General features: G+C 40.5%; 22 protein-coding genes and 1 other annotated feature. Of the genes, 7 read left to right on the top strand and 15 right to left on the bottom strand.

The features are described 5' to 3' along the window. Positions 1 to 66: 66 nt before the first annotated feature. The 5 genes from AC1Q51_RS10860 to moeA form a co-directional block, all read right to left on the bottom strand. Entirely contained in the window at positions 67 to 480 is a 414-nt protein-coding gene (locus AC1Q51_RS10860) for a DUF3888 domain-containing protein (protein WP_090976857.1), read from the bottom strand. Between the two features lie 93 nt (positions 481 to 573). Further along, the gene (gene moaD, locus AC1Q51_RS10865) at positions 574 to 807 is read right to left on the bottom strand and encodes a molybdopterin converting factor subunit 1 (protein ID WP_000621772.1); all 234 of its coding nucleotides are present in this window, start codon (positions 805 to 807) and stop codon (positions 574 to 576) included. Between the two features lie 2 nt (positions 808 to 809). After that, positions 810 to 1,274 carry a molybdopterin synthase catalytic subunit MoaE gene (gene moaE, locus AC1Q51_RS10870; protein WP_000185943.1) on the bottom strand — a complete coding sequence of 155 codons (465 nt, stop codon included), beginning with the start codon at positions 1,272 to 1,274 and terminating at the stop codon, positions 810 to 812. Further along, positions 1,271 to 1,786: a molybdopterin-guanine dinucleotide biosynthesis protein B gene (mobB, locus tag AC1Q51_RS10875; protein ID WP_090976855.1), complete on the bottom strand. Its 516-nt coding sequence runs from the start codon at positions 1,784 to 1,786 to the stop codon at positions 1,271 to 1,273. Before mobB ends, moaE begins: the two co-directional genes overlap by 4 nt. Continuing rightward, a complete protein-coding gene (moeA, locus tag AC1Q51_RS10880) occupies positions 1,756 to 3,045 on the bottom strand; it encodes a molybdopterin molybdotransferase MoeA (protein WP_090976853.1) in 1,290 nt (429 codons plus the stop codon). The genes mobB and moeA overlap by 31 nt, the downstream gene beginning before the upstream one ends. Before the next feature lie 83 nt (positions 3,046 to 3,128). On the opposite strand from moeA, the gene moaC reads away from it, so the two are divergent. Further along, positions 3,129 to 3,614, top strand: a complete 486-nt coding sequence (moaC, locus tag AC1Q51_RS10885; protein WP_048558777.1) for a cyclic pyranopterin monophosphate synthase MoaC — start codon at positions 3,129 to 3,131, stop codon at positions 3,612 to 3,614. A gap of 37 nt (positions 3,615 to 3,651) precedes the next feature. Here the strand turns inward: moaC and AC1Q51_RS10890 are convergent, their stop codons facing one another. The 6 genes from AC1Q51_RS10890 to AC1Q51_RS10915 all read right to left on the bottom strand — a co-directional run bounded on the left by AC1Q51_RS10890 (position 3,652) and on the right by AC1Q51_RS10915 (position 10,884). Then, a complete protein-coding gene (locus AC1Q51_RS10890) occupies positions 3,652 to 4,665 on the bottom strand; it encodes a molybdopterin-synthase adenylyltransferase MoeB (protein WP_075716899.1) in 1,014 nt (337 codons plus the stop codon). A gap of 16 nt (positions 4,666 to 4,681) precedes the next feature. Further along, positions 4,682 to 5,695, bottom strand: a complete 1,014-nt coding sequence (gene moaA, locus AC1Q51_RS10895; protein WP_075716900.1) for a GTP 3',8-cyclase MoaA — start codon at positions 5,693 to 5,695, stop codon at positions 4,682 to 4,684. 199 nt (positions 5,696 to 5,894) lie between these two features. Beyond that, a complete protein-coding gene (locus tag AC1Q51_RS10900) occupies positions 5,895 to 9,815 on the bottom strand; it encodes a BclA-related collagen-like exosporium protein (RefSeq protein ID WP_492331494.1) in 3,921 nt (1,306 codons plus the stop codon). A 116-nt stretch (positions 9,816 to 9,931) separates the two neighbouring features. Next, complete coding sequence (locus tag AC1Q51_RS10905) at positions 9,932 to 10,255, bottom strand: hypothetical protein (protein WP_001110850.1); 324 nt, start codon at positions 10,253 to 10,255, stop codon at positions 9,932 to 9,934. A 20-nt stretch (positions 10,256 to 10,275) separates the two neighbouring features. Next, positions 10,276 to 10,500 carry a spore germination protein gene (locus AC1Q51_RS10910; protein ID WP_000512463.1) on the bottom strand — a complete coding sequence of 75 codons (225 nt, stop codon included), beginning with the start codon at positions 10,498 to 10,500 and terminating at the stop codon, positions 10,276 to 10,278. Between the two features lie 78 nt (positions 10,501 to 10,578). Then, complete coding sequence (locus AC1Q51_RS10915) at positions 10,579 to 10,884, bottom strand: rhodanese-like domain-containing protein (protein ID WP_000141254.1); 306 nt, start codon at positions 10,882 to 10,884, stop codon at positions 10,579 to 10,581. A 197-nt stretch (positions 10,885 to 11,081) separates the two neighbouring features. Here AC1Q51_RS10915 and AC1Q51_RS10920 point away from each other — a divergent pair, with 197 nt between their 5' ends. Continuing rightward, positions 11,082 to 11,264 carry a hypothetical protein gene (locus AC1Q51_RS10920; protein ID WP_000171889.1) on the top strand — a complete coding sequence of 61 codons (183 nt, stop codon included), beginning with the start codon at positions 11,082 to 11,084 and terminating at the stop codon, positions 11,262 to 11,264. A gap of 49 nt (positions 11,265 to 11,313) precedes the next feature. On the opposite strand, the gene AC1Q51_RS10925 is transcribed toward AC1Q51_RS10920, so the two are convergent. After that, positions 11,314 to 12,438 carry a homoserine O-acetyltransferase family protein gene (locus AC1Q51_RS10925; protein ID WP_492331495.1) on the bottom strand — a complete coding sequence of 375 codons (1,125 nt, stop codon included), beginning with the start codon at positions 12,436 to 12,438 and terminating at the stop codon, positions 11,314 to 11,316. 152 nt (positions 12,439 to 12,590) lie between these two features. Here AC1Q51_RS10925 and AC1Q51_RS10930 point away from each other — a divergent pair, with 152 nt between their 5' ends. The 5 genes from AC1Q51_RS10930 (at position 12,591) to AC1Q51_RS10950 (ending at position 17,592) form a co-directional block, all read left to right on the top strand. Beyond that, positions 12,591 to 14,621 (top strand): spore germination protein, encoded by a 2,031-nt coding sequence (locus AC1Q51_RS10930; RefSeq protein ID WP_098834843.1) that lies wholly within the window; start codon positions 12,591 to 12,593, stop codon positions 14,619 to 14,621. A 17-nt stretch (positions 14,622 to 14,638) separates the two neighbouring features. Beyond that, complete coding sequence (locus AC1Q51_RS10935) at positions 14,639 to 15,739, top strand: spore germination protein (protein ID WP_492331496.1); 1,101 nt, start codon at positions 14,639 to 14,641, stop codon at positions 15,737 to 15,739. Then, positions 15,709 to 16,794 (top strand): spore germination protein GerHC, encoded by a 1,086-nt coding sequence (gerHC, locus tag AC1Q51_RS10940; protein ID WP_000411387.1) that lies wholly within the window; start codon positions 15,709 to 15,711, stop codon positions 16,792 to 16,794. Before AC1Q51_RS10935 ends, gerHC begins: the two co-directional genes overlap by 31 nt. A gap of 92 nt (positions 16,795 to 16,886) precedes the next feature. After that, positions 16,887 to 17,072: a hypothetical protein gene (locus AC1Q51_RS10945; protein WP_000038781.1), complete on the top strand. Its 186-nt coding sequence runs from the start codon at positions 16,887 to 16,889 to the stop codon at positions 17,070 to 17,072. 97 nt (positions 17,073 to 17,169) lie between these two features. Further along, a complete protein-coding gene (locus tag AC1Q51_RS10950) occupies positions 17,170 to 17,592 on the top strand; it encodes a pyrophosphohydrolase domain-containing protein (protein WP_000180554.1) in 423 nt (140 codons plus the stop codon). 44 nt (positions 17,593 to 17,636) lie between these two features. Here AC1Q51_RS10950 and AC1Q51_RS10955 read toward each other — a convergent pair whose 3' ends face one another. The 3 genes from AC1Q51_RS10955 to AC1Q51_RS10965 all read right to left on the bottom strand — a co-directional run bounded on the left by AC1Q51_RS10955 (position 17,637) and on the right by AC1Q51_RS10965 (position 22,906). Continuing rightward, positions 17,637 to 18,596 carry a hypothetical protein gene (locus AC1Q51_RS10955; protein WP_098329570.1) on the bottom strand — a complete coding sequence of 320 codons (960 nt, stop codon included), beginning with the start codon at positions 18,594 to 18,596 and terminating at the stop codon, positions 17,637 to 17,639. A gap of 234 nt (positions 18,597 to 18,830) precedes the next feature. Further along, complete coding sequence (leuS, locus tag AC1Q51_RS10960; RefSeq protein WP_492331497.1) at positions 18,831 to 21,239, bottom strand: leucine--tRNA ligase; 2,409 nt, start codon at positions 21,237 to 21,239, stop codon at positions 18,831 to 18,833. A gap of 65 nt (positions 21,240 to 21,304) precedes the next feature. After that, positions 21,305 to 21,524 (bottom strand) — a binding site (T-box leader). Positions 21,525 to 21,712: 188 nt separating this feature from the next. Next, positions 21,713 to 22,906 carry an MDR family MFS transporter gene (locus tag AC1Q51_RS10965; protein WP_029443455.1) on the bottom strand — a complete coding sequence of 398 codons (1,194 nt, stop codon included), beginning with the start codon at positions 22,904 to 22,906 and terminating at the stop codon, positions 21,713 to 21,715. Between the last annotated feature and the right edge of the window lie 195 nt (positions 22,907 to 23,101).

Genomic DNA, 23,101 nt, shown 5'->3' on the forward strand with positions numbered 1-23,101 from the left:
TTCTCTGTAAAATGTCATAAATTTAAACTTTAATCATCCCGCAAATAGCGGAATAAGTTACCGCTCTCAATCATTAGAATGAGCTTTCATTTTTTCTTTTTTGCGAGCACAAATCTTTTCTACAATATCATTAGAAACATTTTTTTCTCGCTCCACATTTTTTACCTTTATATGATCTAAATAATCCTCCAAAGTAAGTGTAACTTTGTCATTTGGCGGATTATGCGCCCCTTGAAATGTAAGAAATTGTAGCGTCACTTCAAATCTAGGAACAAATTCATCTTTCCTGCCGAGACGCTTTATATTTATAACTGCATCACATTCATATTGATCTTCTGTCACTTGTCTAATAACCGAATAGTACCTATTCAATAACGCACTCTCTAAAAGCTGTTCTCTTGATTCTTTCGCGAAAGAATCGCTTGGAGAAGAGAAAAAGATAGAACATATCGCTGTAATAATTACACATATTTTTTTCATAACGTCCTCCTTATCCTATAAGTTAGTGTTCTCAAAAACGCCATAAAAAAACGACTTCCCCTACTTAGGAAAGTCGTTTTAATGAATCCAATATTAACCACCACTCACTGGTGGTATAAGTGCAACCACATCACCATCTTGGACCCTGTCATCTTCATTTGCGTATTCTTCATTAATCGCAACCATAATTGGCTCTGAAACTGGTACATTATATTCTTTCGCAACAACATCTTTTAACTCTGCAACCGTAATATTTTCTTTCTCTATTTGTAATTCACTTGTCCCTGCTTCTTCTTGCAAGTGCGCAAATAACAATACTCTAATCATACTTATAGCTCCTTCCCAGGCTCTCCCGCCGGATATGGTGTTTTTTCTAATTGATCACCAATCCATGAGTCACCATCTTCCCAAAACTCCTTTTTCCAAATCGGAACAATTTGTTTTATGCGTTCCATAATATATTCATTTGCTTCATAAGCCGCTTTACGGTGTGGTGTTGAAACAGCAACAACAACCGCTATATCAGAAATTTGCAACGTACCGATGCGATGTGTAATCGCAACATATGTACCCGGCCATTTCTCTTTCACTTCCAGACCAATTTTCTCTAGCATCTTTTCTGCCATCGTCTTATAAGCAACATACTCTAAGTATAATGTACGACGCCCTTTCGTAAACTCTCTAACCGTTCCAATAAATGTTGTAACAGCACCGCATTCACGTCGAATCACTTTCTTCGTTACCTCTTCAATCGAGATTTCTGTATCAATTACTTCATAATATGTATTTGTCATTTCGCACTCCTAACCATTTGTAAAAACCAGTCTATGTACAACTCTTCTTCTGTTATATGAAATACTTTATATTCTTCTCGTATATTTGCCGGGACATCATACCACGTAATAATCGCCACTATATTTTCTACTTCATGTAAAAGTTCAACGTCTTCCGCAGAACGAAGTAACACTACTTTCGGGTAGTTCTCTTTTTTATAGCCCTCTATTAAAATTGTATCCACTTCAAAAAACTCATATAAGCGAATAATTTCTTGCAAGGACCATTTCTTTCTTAGTGAAGAAAGTGAAAGCAATCCAGCACCTTCTACACTACTTACGACAGCACCAGCTTTACGGTGCCTTTCGCTATCTTTTTGCGCTACTTCTGGAAAACCTCCGTGCCCGTGATGTTTAATTGTAGCAACTTTCATTTCACTTTCAGCTAACACATGCACAATTTTCTCTACAAGTGTCGTTTTTCCGCTATTTTGATATCCTACTATTTGTAAGATTGAAGGGGCTTTGCCCATGGCCAATCACATCCCTCAGAGTGCTCTAACAATAATACGGATACTTTCATTCCGGTCTCAAATCCTCTCGTTCCTCCAGGTAACACGATAAAAGCATTCGCATCTGCAAGTGAAGATACCGCACTCGATTTATCTAAACCAACCGGCATCGCTTGTAACGCTCCGTCCACAATTGTTACGTTCGCTCTTACGAAACGAGTAAATGGATTTGGCTTTGGAAAATCTTTTTGTAAAATAGCATCCGCTCTATATACGTGAGGTTCCTTCGCATACAAATATGTTTTTATAATTGGATGCACAAATAATTCAAAGCCTACATAACAAGCAGACGGATTTCCTGATAAACCGAAGAGTAACTTCCCATCAACTTCAGCTACTGTCGTTACACTTCCCGGTCTCATCGCTATTTTATTAAAGAGTACATTCGCCTGTAACCTTTCATAAATAGCTGGTAAATAGTCATAATCTCCTACTGATACACCGCCTGTTGTAATTAAAATATCGACCTCATCCATCGCTAATTGAACAGCTGTAAAACATGCATCTAGCTCATCGGCGAGTTGACCATAATAACGAACTTTCCCGCCAGCTTTCATAATTTGAGCTGCGATCATATACGAGTTACTATTTCTAATTTTCCCCGGCTGTAACGGCTCATGTACTTCTAGTAATTCACTTCCTGTTGTTACAATACCGACAACAGGCTGTTTTACAACTTTCACAGTGCTATATCCAAACGTTGCTAATAAGGCCGCAACACCTGGATTAATTGCAACACCTTTCTTAACGAGAACTTGATTTTGTTTTATGTCTTCTCCTTTAAACGACACATTGTCACCGTTATTAAAAGGGCGTTTTAACTTCATATATGTTTTCCCGTTCTTCTCAAACCCTTCTGTCAGCTCGAGCATTACGACTGCATTACATTCTTCTGGAATAGCTGCTCCTGTCATAATACGAATCGCTTTAAAAGCTCCTACTTCTTCTAAAAAAACAGACCCCGCCCCGATTTCTCCTATTACTTCAAATTCAATTGGATTCTCTTGGGTTGCTCCTTTCGTATCTTCTGCTCGAATGGCGAAACCATCGTAAGGGGAACGATCAAAATGAGGAACGTCATGATCTGAGACAACATCTTCCCCGAGAATTCTCCCGTAACTTTCCGTAATAGAAATTTCTTCTACTTCACCATGCTTCGCATATTTCATTACCCGTTCTACTGCCTCAGCAACTTGAATTGGAATTCGTTTTTCTACCATCGTTTCTCACCTCATATTTGCAATTTTTTTTATCTCGATTAAACTTTATGTATTCAATAGAAATTACTTCAAGGAGGAATTCCATGTCTTCATTTACACATTTTAATGACCAAGGACGCGCAAAAATGGTTGATATAAGCGACAAAAAAACAACCGTTCGAACAGCAATTGCGTGCTCTAGCATTGTCGTTACGAAAGAAATTTACGATAAAATCTCTCACAATGAAATTGGGAAAGGTGACGTATTAGCAGTTGCGCAAATCGCAGGCATTATGGCTGCGAAACGAACTTCTGATATTATCCCAATGTGCCATCCTTTATTATTAAAAGGTGTTGACGTTTCTTTCGATTGGAAACAATCAGAAGAACAATATCGTTTACTCATTGAAGTAAAAGTTAAAACAGAAGGTAGCACCGGTGTTGAAATGGAAGCTTTAACAGCTGCTTCCGCTACCGCTCTTACTGTGTATGATATGTGTAAAGCTATCGATAAAGGTATGATTATCGGCGAAACGTACTTACTTGAAAAAACAGGTGGGAAAAGTGGAGATTATACGAGAAATTCATAATCCTCTCCCCGTTGAACCTAAAGGATTTCCTTTAGGTTCAACCTATATATCTTGCATATAAACTTTTCGCTACATTCATATCATTCGTCCCATGAATAAACGCCCTGCCATCTGTAAATAAAACAAAACGATATTCTTCTACCGGAAATGATAATAAATAAGGTGTCGCCTTTATCTCTACGCTTCTTTGTAAGCGCTTTTTAATTTCTTCTAAATTAAAATTCTTCCGCACACCCGGGCGAATTTGTACTGTATTTCGCCCACATAACACTTCTGTTTTTGTTTGTGCTTCAAATGTTAAACTCGGATATGTACGTAACCTTCCGCAAGATAAACAAGTATCTTTTTTCTGCCTATTCACTTTAAATGCCATCTGTTGATTATTCCAAAGATCAAACGATAACATCGTTTCACGAAGCGCCCCAAAGTCTTCTACTAATATTTTCAGCGCTTCCGTAATTTGATGCGCAACTACTAATTGTACTGCCGGTTGTATAATACCAGCTGTGTCACATGTTGCTCCGCTCGCCGGATGCTCCATTAAACAGCGAAAACACGGTGTTTTCCCTGGTAAAATTGTATACGTTACTCCGTAACTCCCGACGCAACCACCATATATCCATGGAATATTATACTTTTGTGAAATATCATTAATGAGAAGACGCGTTTCAAAATTATCTGTCGCATCTAATATTAAATCTACATCACGCACTAACTCTTCCATTTCTTGCACCGTTACATCCGTCACAACCGGATTTATTTCCACCTCAGAATTAATCGATTGTAAATGTTCTGCAGCCGCTATCGCCTTCGGTTTATACTGCTTTGCATCTTCTTCCGTATATAGTTGTTGTCTTTGTAAATTACTCCATTCTACATAATCCCGATCAGCAATCGTTACTTTTCCAACCCCTGCTCTAACAATCGCTTCTGCATTTGCCGCACCGAGAGCACCAGCACCAATAATAAGCACATGCTTCTCTCTTATTTTTCTCTGTCCTTCTTCTCCAACACCAGAAAATAATATTTGTCTTGAATATCGCTCCTGCATGCGATAGCCCCCTTTCTTATCCTCCTATATAAGACATTTCGATTTTCGGACGATTTTTTGCACTTTCTTCTGTCCGTTCATCCGAATACCTATCTTTTCTATTCATCCATACATCTTGTATAACACTTAATAACTCCTCATCCGAAAGATTTCCTCTAAGAAGTTCTCTTACATTCAAACCCTCTGTCGCAAATAAGCACGTATAAAACTTTCCATCTGCCGAAATTCTCGCCCTCGTACAAGAGGCACAAAATGACTCAGAAACAGATGTAATAAAACCAACTTCAACATTTGTTCCAACGTACCGATATCGCTTTGCAACTTCACCAAAGTAATGGGCTTCAGCTGGCTCAAGCGGATACACCTTATGAATCATCTCAATCAATTCTCGTTTTGTAACGACTTGATCAAAATTCCACCCATTTGTACTACCAACATCCATAAACTCAATAAACCTAAGCGTGATTCCTTGCTCTTTAAAATACGCAGCCATCGGTAGTACTTGATGATCGTTCATCCCTTTTTTCACAACCATATTTACCTTTACTTCCAAGCCCGCCTCTTTAGCTGCTATAATTCCCTTAATTACCGGTTTCGTATTAATATTTCGACCATTAATATTCTTAAATATGTCATCATCTATCGCATCTAAACTAACATTCACTCTATGTAATCCAGCTTCTTTTAATGCCTTCGCTTGTTTCGTTAAATGAATAGCATTTGTCGTTAACCCTATATCTATTAGCCCATCAATTTTCACAAGACGTGCAATAAGTTTTGTTAAATCTTTACGAAGCAGTGGCTCACCGCCAGTAAGTCTAATTTTCCGTACACCGATGCTAACAAATAATTTTGCCAAACGCTCAATTTCATCAAAAGTTAGTAAAAACTCGTCTTTCAAAAAAGCATATTCTGGCCCAAATATTTCCGCTGGCATACAATATGTACATCTAAAATTGCAACGATCAATGACAGATATACGTAAATCTTGAAGTGGGCGTCCAAAAAAATCTTTAACCATCTCCTGCATCGCCACCCTCCCTTTCTGCCAAATTTCTTTCTTTTCATTCTATTATAATATATTTTCGAACTGCGATGTTTTTGCTCAAGTGAATAAAGTGAAACTTTAAATAATTAGAGGGTATCCACTCCCCCTGGTTAACGAGGTTTACTTACAAATACAAGGATAAAAAACCTTGAAACATAAAAGTTTCAAGGTTTTCTGCTTATTAACTTAATCTAATAATAGTTAGAGTAGCCCCTGGCGTTGCCGTAGATAATGTAGCTACTGCAACTACTCCAAATAACTGTAAGCTAACAGCAGCTCCAGCAGGCAAGTTAGTGATTATTGTTGCACTAAATGAACCAGTAGCGACTGTCGGGGCATTTATCGTTCCCGCAAGCGGACTGCCATTTACAGTTATACGAGAACTTACAAGTAAACCTGCCGTTAAATTAATTGTATAGGCTATATAATAGTTTCCTGCATTCGCAACTGTAAATACAGTATTTCCCCCACTAACGGTTATTCCTGGGCCAATATTTTGATTGTTCGGTAATGGTACGTTCGTACCACCTAATAAAACGGAAATAGCGGTTCCTGATGTATTATTCGCAAACGCATACGTTGCAGTTGTACTAACTCCAGTCGCCCCGGTCGCTCCAGTGGCTCCAGCTCCGGTTGGACCTGTATCTCCAGTTGGACCTTGTGAACCGGTTGCTCCTGTAGCCCCCGTTGGACCTTGAATTCCTTGTGGGCCTTGAATTCCTTGTGGACCTGTCGCTCCGGTTGCTCCTGTAGCTCCCGTTGGACCTTGAATTCCTTGTGGGCCTTGGATTCCTTGTGGACCTTGAATTCCTTGGGGACCTGTCGCTCCGGTTGCTCCTGTAGCTCCTGTAGCTCCCGTTGGACCTTGAATTCCTTGCGGGCCTTGGATTCCTTGTGGGCCTTGAATTCCTTGGAGACCTGTCGCTCCGGTTGCTCCTGTAGCTCCCGTTGGACCTTGAATTCCTTGCGGGCCTTGAATTCCTTGGGGGCCTTGTGGGCCGGTCGGGCCTATGTCACCTTGCGGACCTTGGATTCCCTGTGGGCCTTGTGCCCCGGTTGCCCCCGTCGCTCCTTGGATTCCTTGAGGACCTTGTGGACCTTGAATTCCTTGTGGGCCGGTTGGACCTATGTCGCCTTGTGGGCCTTGAATTCCTTGGGGACCTTGTGCTCCAGTTGCCCCCGTTACTCCTTGGATTCCTTGCGGACCTTGAATTCCTTGGGGACCGGTTGGACCTATCTCTCCTTGAACACCTTGGATTCCTTGCGGACCCTGTAAACCCGTCACTCCGGTTGCTCCCGTTGCTCCTGTCGCTCCTGTCACTCCAGTTGAGCCTGTCGCCCCGGTATCTCCTGTTACTCCTGTCGTACCTGTTGCTCCTGTCGGGCCAGGTGGTCCACCTGATGGACCTGTCACTCCTGCCGGACCTGATGGCCCCGTTGGGCCGGTCGGTCCTGCTGGTCCTCCTGACGGGCCAGTCACCCCTGTTGGACCGGTTACTCCTGTTGGACCGGTAGTTCCTTCTCCCGTCGCTCCGGTTGCCCCCGTATCTCCTGTTGCTCCCGTCGGACCTTGTATCCCTTGAATCCCTTGTGGGCCTTGCACTCCTTGTGCACCTGTTGCTCCTTGAATCCCTTGTATTCCTTGCACTCCTTGTGCGCCCATCGGACCTGTTGGACCAATCGCCCCTTGTATACCTTGCACTCCTTGGGGGCCCTCTGGACCCGTTGCTCCTATTTCCCCTTGTATCCCTTGAATTCCAGTTGCTCCTTGTGCTCCAGTTGCTCCCGTTATCCCTTGCACACCTTGTATTCCCTGTATTCCTTGTGGACCTTGTGGGCCTGTTGCTCCTACCGGTCCTTGAATGCCTTGTATCCCCTGAGGACCCTCTGGACCCGTTGCTCCAACTGGCCCTGGCACACCTTGGATTCCTTGGGGGCCCTGAAGTCCCTCTGGGCCTTCTGGACCTGTTGGACCTATCTCTCCTTGTATCCCTTGGATTCCAGTTGGACCTTGTGGCCCAGTCGGACCTATGTCACCTTGCGGACCTTGGATTCCCTGTGGACCTTGTGCTCCTGTTCCCCCTGTCGCTCCTTGGATTCCTTGAGAACCTTGTGGGCCTTGAATTCCTTGTGGGCCGGTTGGACCTATGTCGCCTTGTGGGCCTTGAATCCCTTGCGGACCTTGATCTCCAGTGGCCCCCGTTATTCCTTGAATTCCTTGGGGACCTTGAACACCTTGGGGACCCGTCGGACCTATCTCTCCCTGCACACCTTGGATTCCTTGCGGACCTTGCAAACCCGTCACTCCGGTTGCTCCCGTTTCTCCTGTCGCTCCTGTCACTCCAGTTGAGCCTGTCGCCCCAGTATCTCCTGTTACTCCTGTCGCACCTGTTGCTCCTGTCGGGCCAGGTGGTCCACCAGATGGACCAGTTACTCCCGCCGGACCTGATGGCCCCGTTGGGCCGGTCGGTCCTGCTGGTCCTCCAGATGGGCCTGTTACCCCTGTTGGACCGGTTACTCCTGTTGGGCCTGTAGTGCCTTCCCCTGTCGCACCTGTTGCTCCTGTATCTCCTGTTGCCCCCGTCGGACCTTGGATTCCTTGAATTCCCTGTGGACCTTGCACTCCTTGTGCGCCCGTCGCTCCTTGAATTCCTTGTACTCCTTGCACACCTTGGGGACCCATCGGACCTGTTGGACCAATCTCCCCTTGAGCACCTTGCACTCCTTGGGGACCCTCTGGACCCGTTGCTCCTATTTCCCCTTGTATCCCTTGAATTCCAGTTGCTCCTTGTACTCCAGTTGCTCCCGTTATCCCTTGCACACCTTGTGTTCCCTGTATTCCTTGTGGACCTTGTGGGCCTGTTGTTCCTACCGGTCCTTGAATACCTTGTATCCCCTGAGGACCCTCTGGACCCGTTGCTCCAACTGGCCCTGGCACACCTTGGATTCCTTGCGGGCCCTGAAGTCCCTCTGGGCCTTCTGGACCTGTTGGTCCTATATCACCCATCGGACCTTGTATCCCTTGAACTCCCTGTGGGCCTGTTGCTCCTGATGGCCCTGGTACTCCTTGGATTCCTTGTGGACCTTGATCTCCTGTTGCTCCTGTGGCCCCTTGAGGCCCTATAGCCCCCTGTATTCCTTGTGGACCTTGATTCCCTGTTGCTCCCGTTGCCCCTTGAATACCTTGAACTCCTTGTATTCCTTGTTCACCAGTTACTCCCGTCGGACCAGGAATACCTTGAATACCCTGCGGACCTTCTGGACCTGTTGGCCCAATTGGCCCTTGAATCCCTTGGATTCCTTGCAAGCCCTGTGCTCCCGTGCTTCCAGTCGGACCTGTACTTCCCGTTGCTCCTGTTACCCCTGTACTTCCTGTAGCCCCAGTATTCCCCGTTGCTCCAGTCGCACCTGTACTTCCACTTGGTCCACCACCCGGACCTGTCGCACCAGTCGGCCCCGTCGGACCAGGAGGTCCTCCTGACGGGCCAGTGATCCCTGTTGGACCGGTTACTCCCGTCGGACCTGTTATCCCCTGACCAGTCGCTCCGGTTGCACCTGTATTTCCACTCGGTCCTTGTGTTCCTTGTATCCCTTGTGCTCCTTGTATTCCTTGTGGACCAGTTGCACCCGGTAACCCTTGGACGCCTTGAATTCCTTGAGGTCCCTCAGGTCCCGTCGCTCCAATTGGCCCCTGTAATCCCTGTATCCCTTGTATACCTTGTGCCCCAGTCGCTCCCGTTGGACCAATCGGACCTTGTAACCCTTGCACCCCTTGAGGTCCTGTCGCTCCAGTTTCTCCTTGTGGTCCTCTCAATCCTTGTGGCCCCTGCTGTCCTTCTGGTCCAGTTGCACCTATTGGCCCAACTGACCCTTGTATCCCTTGCACACCTTGAGGTCCTGTCGGGCCCATCTCCCCCATCGGACCTTGTAACCCTCTCGGTCCTTGAGGACCAGTTGGACCCCGTGGACCTGTTGGGCCAGTAATCCCTATACCTGTAAATCCAGTTGGAACAGGAGGGAAAGTAGGCCCAATAAGTTCGGGGGGAATTCTAAAATTAGAGCTTAACGAATTTTGCCCCCCATTATTATCACGTTTCTTCACACTTTCACCACCTACAAACCGTCTTTTTCATAATAAATAAACCTCTTCTTAATCTATTTACAAAAATAATTTCCAAGACTATTTTTATTTTAAATAATAAAAACTCCCTTAATTCCTTAAGGGAGTCCAGCAACTGAATCCATATTATCTGTATTAGGGACAGCTTGTGCTATACCCGATGCATTTACACTTTGCCCCATATTTATTCCTGTTACAGTACCAGCAGGAGTGCCTCTTGTATATGTTGTCGTCACCGAATCACCCGGCTGTAAACAAAGCTTTGTCTCCGTCCCTATTACTGTAACAACATCAATCCAAGTACATCCCATCGAACCACTATATGATTTCGAAGCAGTAAATGAAGTATCACTCAAATTATCACCGGTAAATATATTTCCAGTATTATTAACAATAACAAATTCTTTTATATGCGCAGGCATAATTACACTCTACCTTTCCTTTATGAACCTAACGTACGTGTACTTGTTGCCAAAGGCGGAAGAAATACCGATGTTCTAATCACCGCTTCTGGCTGCCTTTTTCCATTTAAAAAAATAGCCGCACTCGATCCTCCAGCACCTGCATATACTTTTGCCACAGCTAAAGGCGAGATATCATAACAGTCACCGACATTAACAGCGCCTGTATTATTAATAATTTTCACTTTCCGCAAATTAATCCCCATTGACCCCTCCTCCTTTTTTATACTGTATGCAAAAGAAAAAAACTTGAAACAGACTCGTTTCAAGTTTTTAACTATTAACTATTTCGTTTCACCTTCATATTGAAGCATACCGCCAACCATATTCACTGTTTTAAATCCTTGCTCATTTAAATAATGACATACATTTTCACTGCGCATTCCTGAACGACAAATAAAGATATATTCATTCTCTTTATTAAAGAAATCTACTTTATGTGGGATATCGCCCATTTTAATATGTACAGCTTCTGGAATCTTTCCTGCCGCTACTTCTTCATCTTCTCTTACATCTACTAAAAATAACGTTTCTCCATTTTCTAAACGCTCTTGTACCTCTTCTGTAGTAATTGTATTAACTTCTGTCATATGTAGTTCCTCCTTATATACAATAAAACCTTTAGTTTCTTTTTCACAAACATTCTCTACCAATTTTAGCACGCAAAAGAAAGAACGCAAAGAATCGAAAAACTATTTCTCAATTTTCTCTAAAAATTTATTCTTTACAAACATAACTAGCACATTGTATCCTCAATATACTTGTTTTATGAAAGGAGTCGATTAAAATGACGCTTTTTCTTTTCATTATGGGCATTGTGTTCTTACTCGCTGCAATTATTGCTCTTAGTATGAAAAATAATAGAAAAATAAACTCCCCACAAGAAATGTCATTCTTATTTCTATTGCTTAGCATAGCGTTTTTCGGTATAGCAATCGCTACATATATTTTCCGTCTACAAATTATGTAAAAAAAGGTGCCTATTACAAACATTGCACCTTTTCCCCATCATTTGTCTTCTACACAAAACTAGATACTTTCCGATTCAAAAATTCATAAACTTTCTTTTCAAATAAATGAATATCAAATGCTCCTGCCATATGCCCATTTATACTTTCTATCTCATACACTTCCGCATATTTTCCTTGTTTTTGCAAAATATCTACCATTTTATAATTATAACGAGACGGCTGAAGCAAATCTTGTTTACACGGAATCATAAGTACATTCGCTTCTATGTTAGAAAGAGATTCTTCTAGTGAAGAAAACCCATGTGCAATATCATGCAATAAAACTGCCTTCGCAGTATACATCCATGAATTTGCATCTACTAACTCTATACTTCTATATGTCGCTTTATTTATCTCTTTTTCAAATGATGTTAATGTAGAAAACTTTTTATAAGGTTCTATCTCTATACTATTACGAGGAAATGCCATTTCATAAAAATGCTCATCAAACGCGTTCATAAACATCATTCTATTTGCTAAATGAAGCCCTTTTATCGGCTGTTCTTCCCCGTATTTTCCATCTTTCCAACTTGGATCCAGTTGAATTGCCTCAATCGCATTTTGTGCTACGTTTACAGACGTTATAATTGGATTTTGTGGGTTCGTAATAACGCCAATCATCCGCTCTACCATATGTGGATAGTGAACCGCCCATTGTTGTGCAATCATTCCCCCCGCCGACGGTCCGATTACAGCGTGTAACCTTGAAATTCCCATACCTTTTATTAACTCATATTGCATACGAGCTACATCAAGAAATGTAAAAACCGGAAAATCCATAGCATATTCTTCTCCAGTTTCTGGATTAATCGATTTCGGTCCTGTTGTAATCACATATGGATTCATCGCCTGCACATTACAAAGATTATCCGTACATATAACAAAATACTTATTTGTATCAATTGCTTTCCCAGGTCCAATGAGCCCATCCCACCAACCAGACTCCTCATCATGCACTGTATATTTTCCTGCCGCATGACTTGTTGCACTAAAATAATGACAAACCAAAATCACATTTGACCTTTCTCTATTCAACGTACCATATGTCTCGTATCCCATTTGAACAGGAATTTCCCTGCCATTTTCAAACGTAAACTCTTTTAACACAAACTTCTCCTTTTTTACAATTTGCACAGACTCTCCCTCTCCCCGTTATAGTATGAACTGCTTACTAAAGATTTTTTTCTATGCAAACTAATCTCCTTCTTCTTTTCATAAATAAATGAATAATATACAAAATTAGCCACAAAATAGCACTATATTACAAGATTAAAGAGGGCGTACATATGATTTGGAATTGGTTACGTAAGAAAAAAAAATCAAATACACCAGAAGCAAACGAAACAGATAACTGGGAGCAGCATTCTAACAATCAAGAGGATGATAACAAAGAACAGACTAGAAGTATGAAACATAATAAAGATAAAAATAACGAGAAACAAGATTCCTCTCAGGATAAGCAACAAAGCTCTAAACAAGAGGACTCGTCTCAAGAGAAACAACAAAGTGCTAAGCAAGAGGATTCCTCTCAAGGTAAGCAACAAAGTACTAAACAAGAGGATTCCTCTCAAGATAAGCAACAAAGTGCTAAACAAGAGGATTCCTCTCAAGGTAAGCAACAAAGTGCTAAACAAGACGAACCTTCTCAAGAACAACAGCAACATTCTAAGCAAGACAACTCAGAGCAAAATCAACAACACTCTAAGCAAGACAACTCGGAGCAAGGGCAACAGCAACATTCTAAGCAAAACGACTCCGAGCAGGATCAACAACAAAGTGCTAAACAAGACAAATCTTCTCAAGGACAACAGCAGCAAAACTCTAAAGGTAATAGTATTTATGACTTTACAAAACCAGAAAAAGATCGTATTCATTCTTTACAAAATTTAATAGAGAAGCTGAAAAAGTCTAGTGATTTTGTAAATTATCATACATCCGACGATGAAACGATGCCTTATTGGATTTCTTACTATCGACCTTCACTTGATGGAGAAAAATTACAAAAGTATTTAATGCCCACTCTTTTAGAACGACCTAACGCATCACTAGAAGAGCTGAAGGAACATATCCCGATGAGCGGCATTACAATTACGAACGACTTACAAAAAATTGAGGATATGGTTTTAAAGGGGCATGCGATTATTCAATTGAATCAGCAAGATCAAAAATGTATGCTTGCAAACATTGCAATTGATAATTATCGTGCACCAACCCCTCCTTTAAACGAATCAACTGTTATTGGTCCGCAAGAAGGTTTTGTAGAGGATATTGATACAAACATTAATTTAGTTCGAAAACGTCTTCCTGTTTTGGATTTACAAACAAAAGAAATGATTATCGGCGAGTTTTCCAAAACAAAAGTTGTCATGATGTATTTAGACAACCTTGCTGAAAAAGATAATGTAGATTTTCTAGAAGAATCATTACGCGCTCTTGAGTATGATCAAATTAATGATAGTGCTTATATACAAGAATTGATGGGTGAAAAATCGATCTTCCCTCTCTATATTAATACAGAACGCACTGATAGAGTTACAAAAGCACTAATTGATGGAAAAATCGCTATTTTCGTTGATGGTTCTCCAAGTGTTTTACTAACACCTGTATCCTATTTCGATTTTTTCATTTCACCAGAAGACTATAACGTCTCCTGGATGTACGCTACATTTTCAAGGATTTTAAGATTAATTGCCGTTCTATTTTCAATTTGCGCTACACCATTATACGTTGCAGTTTTAAATTATCATTATGAACTTATTCCAAGTGATTTACTTGAAACTTTGATTTTATCAAGGGCACAAGTACCATTCCCACCTTTAATTGAAGCGCTCTTTTTAGAACTTGCAATTGATTTATTAAGAGAAGCCGGCGCAAGGTTACCAATGAAAGTTGGTCAAACGCTCGGTATTGTAGGCGGTATCGTAATCGGGCAAGCATCTGTACAAGCTGGTTTAACGAGCAATATTTTATTAATTATCGTTGCCTTATCAGCACTTGCTTCCTTTATTACACCTATTTATAAAATGGGTAACGCTGTTCGATTACTACGCTTTCCTTTTCTTATGTTTGCAGAAATAGGCGGATTGTTCGGGATTTCTCTTGGATTTATCTTCTTATTTACTCATCTATTCAGGCTTACTTCTTTACGCAAGCCATACGCTTTGTTTTATCCAACAAGACAACAATCTGTTAAAGATTCTTGGATTCGTTTTCCTTTAACAATGATTGATACAAGAGATGTACAAGCAAGACCACAACATGTAAAAAAAGCAGCGAAAGGAATTTCAACAAAACATAGATCAGACTTTGATGATTAAGAAATGAGGTGCATTCGATGAGTAAAGTTCAAGAAAAATATCAAATATCTCCTGTCTTTGTTTTCTTCTTAATTCACGGTGCACAGTTCGGTGCTGGAGTTCTCGGATTCGCTCGAATTATCGCAAAAGCCGCTGGATACGACGGCTGGATGGGAGTTATAATCACGGGAATTTTCATCCATATTATTATATGGATGATGTATGTCTTATTAAAAGAAACAAATGGGAATTTAGTTGATTTACATCGGCAAACATTTGGAAAATGGCTAGGAAATAGCATTAGCATCATCTTTATGGCTTATTTTTTAATCGTTAGTATTTCAGTCATCCGAACATATGTTGAAATTATTCAAGTATGGATGTTTCCTACCGCTTCCACCTTTATGTTAACACTCTTTTTATGCTTAGTTAGCTATTACATTATCTCTTCTGGATTTCGTGTAATTACCGGTATTTGCGTCATCTCTGTTGGTGGTACATTAGGATATTTATTTCTAAGCTTATTCGTTTTGAAATATTCACATTGGGATAATTTACTACCTATATTCACACATTCTTTTTCAGACATTTTAAAATCCGCTCAACTGTCAATCTACAGTATGACCGGTTTTGAGATTTACCTCATGGTGTATCCATTTGTGAAAAAGCCTATGCAATCTCATAAATACGCTCAGCTTGGAGCACTATTTTCAAATCTTCTATATCTATTTAGTACCCTTTTAGCCTTTGCATTTTTTAGTGAGAAGCAATTGTTAAAAACAATATGGGCACAACTTTCTATGACCCAAGTCATTCAATTACCATTTATAGAAAGACTCGAATATATTGCAATTTCAGGCTATGCACTCGTTATTATTTCAAGTTTTATCCTCCCTTTATGGGCGTCAATGAGAGGAACTCATGAAATATTCCGTGTAAAACAAAGGGGTGTTTTAATTGCTTTTATCTTTATCACTCTCATTGTTTCGCAACTTTTAACAAACAGACACGATATTAATAACTTTATTAGTAATGTATCAAAAGTTAGTTTTTGGCTCATTTATGTATACATCCCAATCCTATTTATTATTGTGTGGGTGAAAAGAAAATGGAAAAAATCAAAAGCACAAGCAAATTAATACTTATTTCTTGTATAACATTCTTCAGTCTAATTGGATGTTTACAAAAAAATATTATCGATGATGTACAACTTATTCAAGGAAGCGTTTTTGATGTCGCAAAAGATAATAAAGTAAAAGTGACATTCGTTTGTCCCATTCAAAAAAAAGGAAATAAAGTTCAAGTTTTTGAAGGCAGTGCAAATGCGGTAAAACAAGTAAAAGCAGACACATCTTTAGAGTCTTCTCAACCTTTTGCTAGTGGACAAATGCGTGTCGCTCTATATACGATAAGACTTGCCAAAACAGGAATGTCTACTTCATTCGATACATTACTCCGAGATGTGAATATAGGGAACGCTTTATATGCTGCTTTATTAGATGGGAATGGTACTGAACTTTTAAAAGGCAAATATTCGACTTCATACAACGTTGCAATTTATATAAAAAAATTGCTAGAACATAACATGGAGACCGGACCTTTACCAGCGGATAATCTACATATAGGAGCATTTCGCTATTATCAAGAAGGAAAAGACTACTATATTCCCATTCTAAAGAAGCATGGTGATAAAATAAAAATTACCGGAATTGGCCTTTTTAAAAAGGATAAATATATCGGTAAAATTGCGGAAAAAGATATGTTCATATTTAAAGGACTATTAGAGAAACATAAATTAGATTCACATGAATTTAAAACAGATTCTGCGTACGTAATGATTAATAATATTCGTTCTGTTCCAACTTACGATATAAAAATTAAAAACGGAAAGCCTTCTTTTTTCATTCACGTTCGTCTTGACGCACGTATTCAAGAACTATCAAAACAAATTAACTTAGAAAATAACAAGAACACAAAAAACATTGAAAAAGATGTCCAAAAACAATTAGATAAACAAGCTGCTAAGTTAATTAAGCAATTTAAATCTTTAGGCGTCGATCCTCTCGGACTAGGTGCAAAGTATAAACAACATTATCGCCCATTCAAATTAGAAGAATGGAGACAAATGTATAAAGATGTTCCGGTTCATATAAAATACACCGTAAATATTACAAATTCTGGTGTCATTGAATGAGAAATGATTGAACTCCTCTCTCCAGCATGATACAACGGAGAGAGGAGTTTTTTATTATCAAATAGAGAGAGAAGATATTTATGGGGGAGCTTATGTCTAAAAAATTAGTAAAGCCTATTTTAAATGGTATTTTATTTCTCGGCGTCTTTTTATTTGCTCATACATACTTAAAAAATGTTTCCTTCACACGTTACTTGCTTGTCGTTATACCAATGTTACTCGTCGGTATTTTTGGCATCGATCTTATTTCATCGCTTTTAATAAAAAAAGAAGAATAACGAGCGAACATCTTATTTCGATAAGATGTTCTTTTCATTTCATAATCACCTTATGTTACAATAAACTTCGGCATAACGTAAGAAAGGATGAAACAACATGACAAACGAAAAAGGTTTAGATAAAGGATACGAACTTGTTGCGAAAATGCATGAAGTATTCGGACATCCTGTGACAAATACTCCAACAAAATTAACAGAAGAGCGTGCAAAAATCCGTGCAAGTTTTATGCAGGAAGAACTAGAAGAATTTCTAGAGGCAACGACTGTTGAAGATCAATACGATGCACTGATTGACCTTATTTACTTTGCATTCGGAACGTTTGCAGAAATGGGCGTACGTCCAGATAAAGGATTCGAAATTGTAAACAACGCCAACATGGCAAAACTATTCCCTGATGGGAAGCCTCGATTCCGTGAAGGCGACGGTAAGATTCTAAAGCCAGAAGGCTGGCAAGCACCGGAACCACAACTTCGTGCTGAAATTGAACGTCAGCGTCAAGAAGCTGAAAAAAACTGCTAGGATTTCCTAGCAGTTTTTTATTATGGCTTTTTTTCTGCCAATCATTAATGACCCACGTGCCCTGCGTGTCCTGCTGCTCCACTAATACTAGCTGCTCCTGCTGCTGCCCCTGCTCCTCCTGCTCCAATTCCACCTGTCCAAGGAGAAGATTGTTGCTGTTGTTGATATTGCTGATATTGTTGATGATGTTGGTGCTGTTGACCTTGGTGTCCATGATGTTGGCCTTGGTGCCCATGATGACCGTGTTGGCCTTGGTGCCCATGATGACCTTGATGACCTTGGTGATGGTGGTGACCTTGGTGTCCATGATGTTGGCCTTGGTGGTGATGTCCATGGTGACCATGTTGGCCTTGGTGAGTTTGATAAAGAACAGCTTGCGGATGAATGTGGTGGTGACCTTGATGATGTACTTGTTGTTGGTGATGACCATGATGGCCTTGGTGACCTTGATGGTGATGATGACCATGATGGCCTTGGTGACCTTGATGGTGATGATGACCGTGGTGGCCTTGTTGGCCTTGATGGTGATGATGACCATGATGGCCTTGGTGGCCTTGGTGGTGGTGATGTACATGATGACCGTGGTGGCCTTGGTGATGGTGATGTACATGATGATCGTGAACACCCTGTGGATAACCACCTACTCCTCCTGCCACTACACCTACTCCCGGTACAGGGAATCCTGTCTGCACTCCTCCAACGAAAGAAGGAAATGTAGTTGGTCCCCCTACTGGAATTCCTGTCTGTACGCCAGCTACTGATGTTGGAAATCCTCCTGTTACTGTAGGCATTCCAGCCCCTGATGTCGAAAATCCTCCCATTAATGTAGGCATTCCAGTTTGCATGCCAGCTACCGATGTTGGAAATCCTCCTGCTGCTCCACCCATCCAGCTCGGAATTCCACCGTATCCTTGTTGTCCTCCTCCCATTAACATCATTTGTTCATAACTATCCGATCCACCCCCGAAGAAACCATGTGGTGCATTATTGTCCATCCCTTTCATTCCTTTCACCTCTTCTGCTCAATTTTACCTACCTTTTTTATCATATTTCCTAGTGAAGAATAGGTGTTTGTCTTTATAAGAATTCCTCAACAAACAAATTAAAGGAAAAGATGCAAAACGCCTTTAAAGTAAACTTCTTTATAAATTAAAAACTTATATAAAAGTGATCCAAAGATTATTTTTTACACAAAAAAGCTCAGAGTATAAATACTCTGAGCTTTCATTTAGAATAAATTAGTTTGCAACAACGTTAACAAGTTTTCCAGGAACAACAATTACTTTACGAACTGTTTTCCCTTCAATTTGGTCTTGAATTGCTTCAAGTGCAAGTTGTTCCATTTCTTCTTTTGATGCGTCTTTACTCATTGTTAGTTTTGCGCGAACTTTACCCATAACTTGAACAACGATTTCAACTTCATCTTCTACAAGTTTAGACTCATCAAATGTTGGCCAGCTTGCATATGTGATTGTTTCATTGTATCCAAGTTTGCTCCATAGCTCTTCCCCGATATGAGGTGCAACTGGTGCAATCATTTTTACGAAACCTTCTACATATTCTCTTGGAAGTGTTTCAGCTTTGTATGCATCGTTGATGAATACCATCATTTGAGAAATCGCTGTGTTGAAGCGAAGCTCTGCATAGTCTTCTGTTACTTTCTTCACTGTTTGATGGTAAGCTTTTTCAAGCTCTTTATTTGGTGCGTCAGTAATTTTCTCACTTAATTCACCGTTATCTTGAACGAATAGACGCCATACGCGGTCTAGGAAACGACGAGCTCCGTCAAGACCATTTTCAGACCAAGCAATTGAAGCATCTAATGGTCCCATGAACATTTCGTATAGACGAAGTGTATCTGCACCGTGGCTTGCTACGATATCATCAGGGTTTACAACGTTACCTTTTGATTTACTCATTTTCTCGTTGTTTTCACCTAGAATCATACCTTGGTTGAATAATTGTTGGAACGGTTCTTTCGTTGGAACTACACCGATATCGTATAATACTTTATGCCAGAAACGAGCATATAGTAAGTGAAGTACAGCGTGCTCTGCACCACCGATATAAATATCAACTGGAAGCCATTGTTTTACTTTTTCAGAATCTACAAGTGCTTCGCTATTGTTTGGATCGATGTAACGTAGGTAATACCAACAGCTACCAGCCCATTGCGGCATTGTATTTGTTTCACGACGACCTTTTTTACCAGTCTCAGGATCAACAACATTTACCCACTCGTCAATGTTAGCAAGTGGTGATTCACCTGTACCTGAAGGACGGATGTTTTCTGTTTTCGGAAGAACTAATGGTAATTCCTCTTCTTTCACAGCTGTCATTGTACCATCTTCCCAGTGAATTACTGGAATTGGCTCACCCCAGTAACGTTGACGGCTGAATAACCAGTCACGTAGACGGTACGTTACTTTTTGATTTCCTGCGCTCGTTACTTCAAGCCATTCAATCATTTTTGCGATTGCTTCTTCTTTATTTAATCCATCAAGGAATGCTGAGTTTACGTGTGCACCATCACCTGTGTACACTTCTTTCGTAATATCTCCGCCTTTTACAACTTCCTTCATTGGAAGATTAAATACTGATGCGAATTCATAATCACGCTCATCGTGAGCTGGAACTGCCATTACAGCACCTGTTCCGTAAGTTGCAAGAACATAGTCAGCAATCCAGATTGGTAATTTCTCACCGTTTACTGGGTTAACTGCGTAAGCACCAGTGAATACACCAGTTTTTTCTTTCGCAAGTTCTGTACGCTCTAGGTCACTCTTCATTTTTACAGCGTTAATGTAAGCTTCTACCGCTTCTTTTTGTTCTGCTGTTGTAATTTCTGCAACAAGTGCATGTTCCGGAGCAAGTACACAATATGTTGCACCAAATAGTGTATCAGGACGCGTTGTGAAAACTGTGAACTTCTCATCTGTACCGTCGATGTTGAAGTGTACTTCTGCACCTTCAGAACGACCGATCCAGTTACGTTGCATATCTTTTAAACTTTCAGGCCAATCAAGCTCATCTAGATCTTCTAATAGACGATCTCCGTAAGCTGTAATTTTTAACATCCACTGTCTCATCGGACGACGCTCAACTGGATGTCCACCACGCTCACTCTTACCGTCAATGATTTCTTCGTTTGCAAGTACTGTACCAAGTGCTGGACACCAGTTTACAGGTACTTCATCAACGTAAGCTAAGCCTTTTTCAAATAGTTTTAAGAAGATCCATTGTGTCCACTTATAGTAGTTTGGATCTGTTGTATTTACTTCACGGTCCCAATCATAAGAGAAACCTAATGATTTAATTTGGTTACGGAACGTATTAATATTATGCTCTGTAAATTCAGCTGGGCTGTTTCCAGTGTCAAGTGCATATTGCTCTGCTGGAAGACCAAATGCATCCCATCCCATTGGATGAAGAACGTTATACCCTTGCATACGCTTCATACGAGATAAAATATCTGTCGCTGTATAACCTTCTGGATGTCCTACGTGTAGGCCTGCACCTGATGGATATGGGAACATATCTAGTGCATAAAATTTTGGTTTTTCTGTCTCATCTGGCGTACGGAATGTTTTATTCTCTTCCCAGTACCCTTGCCACTTCTTCTCAATATCTTGATGATTAAAGCTCATGAGATACCCTCCTTGAAATTCTATTTATTTTCACCGCCCAAAATACAAAAAACCTCTCATCCCTAGAAAGGGACGAGAGGTTATAGATTCCCGCGGTACCACCCTAAATTAATGTAAAAATATACATTCGCTTAGATCCGTAACGTGGATTAACGGCAATTGCTACTATTAGTTTCACAACTGCAACTCAAAGGCGAGTTCATAACGAAACGTGGATTGACTTGCACCGACCGTCAACTCTCTAAACCAGCTTCTATTACTACTACTCCTTCTCACTGTTATTACACATATAAGTTAAGTGAACTATCCTTCACCTAGTATCTCTTAAGAGCTTACTTAAAGCGAGGACTTCTCGGTTAATCGTTACTCTTAATAACTAACGAATTCATCTTAAGACAGCCGAGCTATCTCCCTTGTTCTAAAGGTTGTTTTATTTAAATATATTCTAAAACATGTGAACATGTTCCGTCAAACTAAACTGCAATTTTTTCTTCAACTGTTTCTTCTACTTTTACTCGTTTATCATAAATACTCGTTGCTATAAGCGCTACTACAAGCATTACCATGATTGCTATAAACAATACTTCCATATTGTATAAATCCACAATTGCTCCGCCAACGACCGGCCCGAACATTTTCCCTACAGTCGCCGCACTATTTACGACCCCTTGATAAAACCCTAATTTATCTTTTGGTGCAAGTATATTTGCAATCGTTGGAACCGCAGGCCATACAAATAACTCACCAATTGTTAATGTTACCATCGCAATGAGGAACATCGTAAATTGCTGCGCTTGACTTAACACAATGAATGACGCCGCAAAAATGAAAATTCCAATCATAATTTGTTGCTTTAAAGAACGCTTCATCCAGCGAATTAACATACTAACTAACGGCTGCGCACAAACGATCATCGCTCCGTTTATCGTCCATAATAAACTATAGTGGCGAAGGCTAATATTCAATTCTTGCATATGTGTTGCAATCGCTCCTTGCCACTGTACGTATGTAACCCAGCATAAAGCATATGCTACACATACGATAAGAAGTGCTTTGAATCCAGGTGTAAGTGACCAACCTTTTTTCGTCTCGACTTCTTTTTGCACTCCTGGCTCTTTCTTGTCTTCCATACCACGGAATCCAATAAAAGCAATTAAGAAGAAAACAAAGTATAAAATAAAGTTCGCTAAGAAAATATAATCAAAACGATATGAAGCAACTAAACCACCGCACGCTGTTCCAATCGCAATACCAACGTTTTGTCCAACGTACATCGCATTAAACGCTCGTCTTCCGCCCTCTGGCCAAACCGTACCAACCATCGCGTACATCGATGGGAAGACCATCCCAGAACCGAAGCCGATTAACGCTAGCCACACAACATATAACGGCCAACCGTGGAAGAACACAAGACCTAAAATCGATACAAGTGTAATGACAATCCCTACTAAAATTGATTTATAACCGCCCCATTTATCAAATAAAACACCGCCGAGCAAGTTTCCGATTACACCAGTAAGCGAGTTGATCATTAATACCATTCCAGCCACAGATAAAGATTTGCCTAGGTGATCATGCAAATAAATTGTATTAAAAGGCCATAAAAAAGAAGCACCCGTGACATTAATAATCATCCCAGCTACTAATAGCCATACTTTCCTTGGCATAGTTTCCCCTCCTATTCTATTTTTTTCGTTCATATATATAACAGTAAAATTGTAGTCGTTTTTAAATAGGAAGGCAACTGATTAATAGTTGATGAAATTCAGATAATGGTTTATCGGTAAATGAAATTATATTTATCCCTGCTTGAAAATATATCAGCGATTTTGGAAATATATCGACCGCAACTCAAAATATAT

It is taken from the genome of Bacillus sp. MT94, from assembly GCF_058792475.1.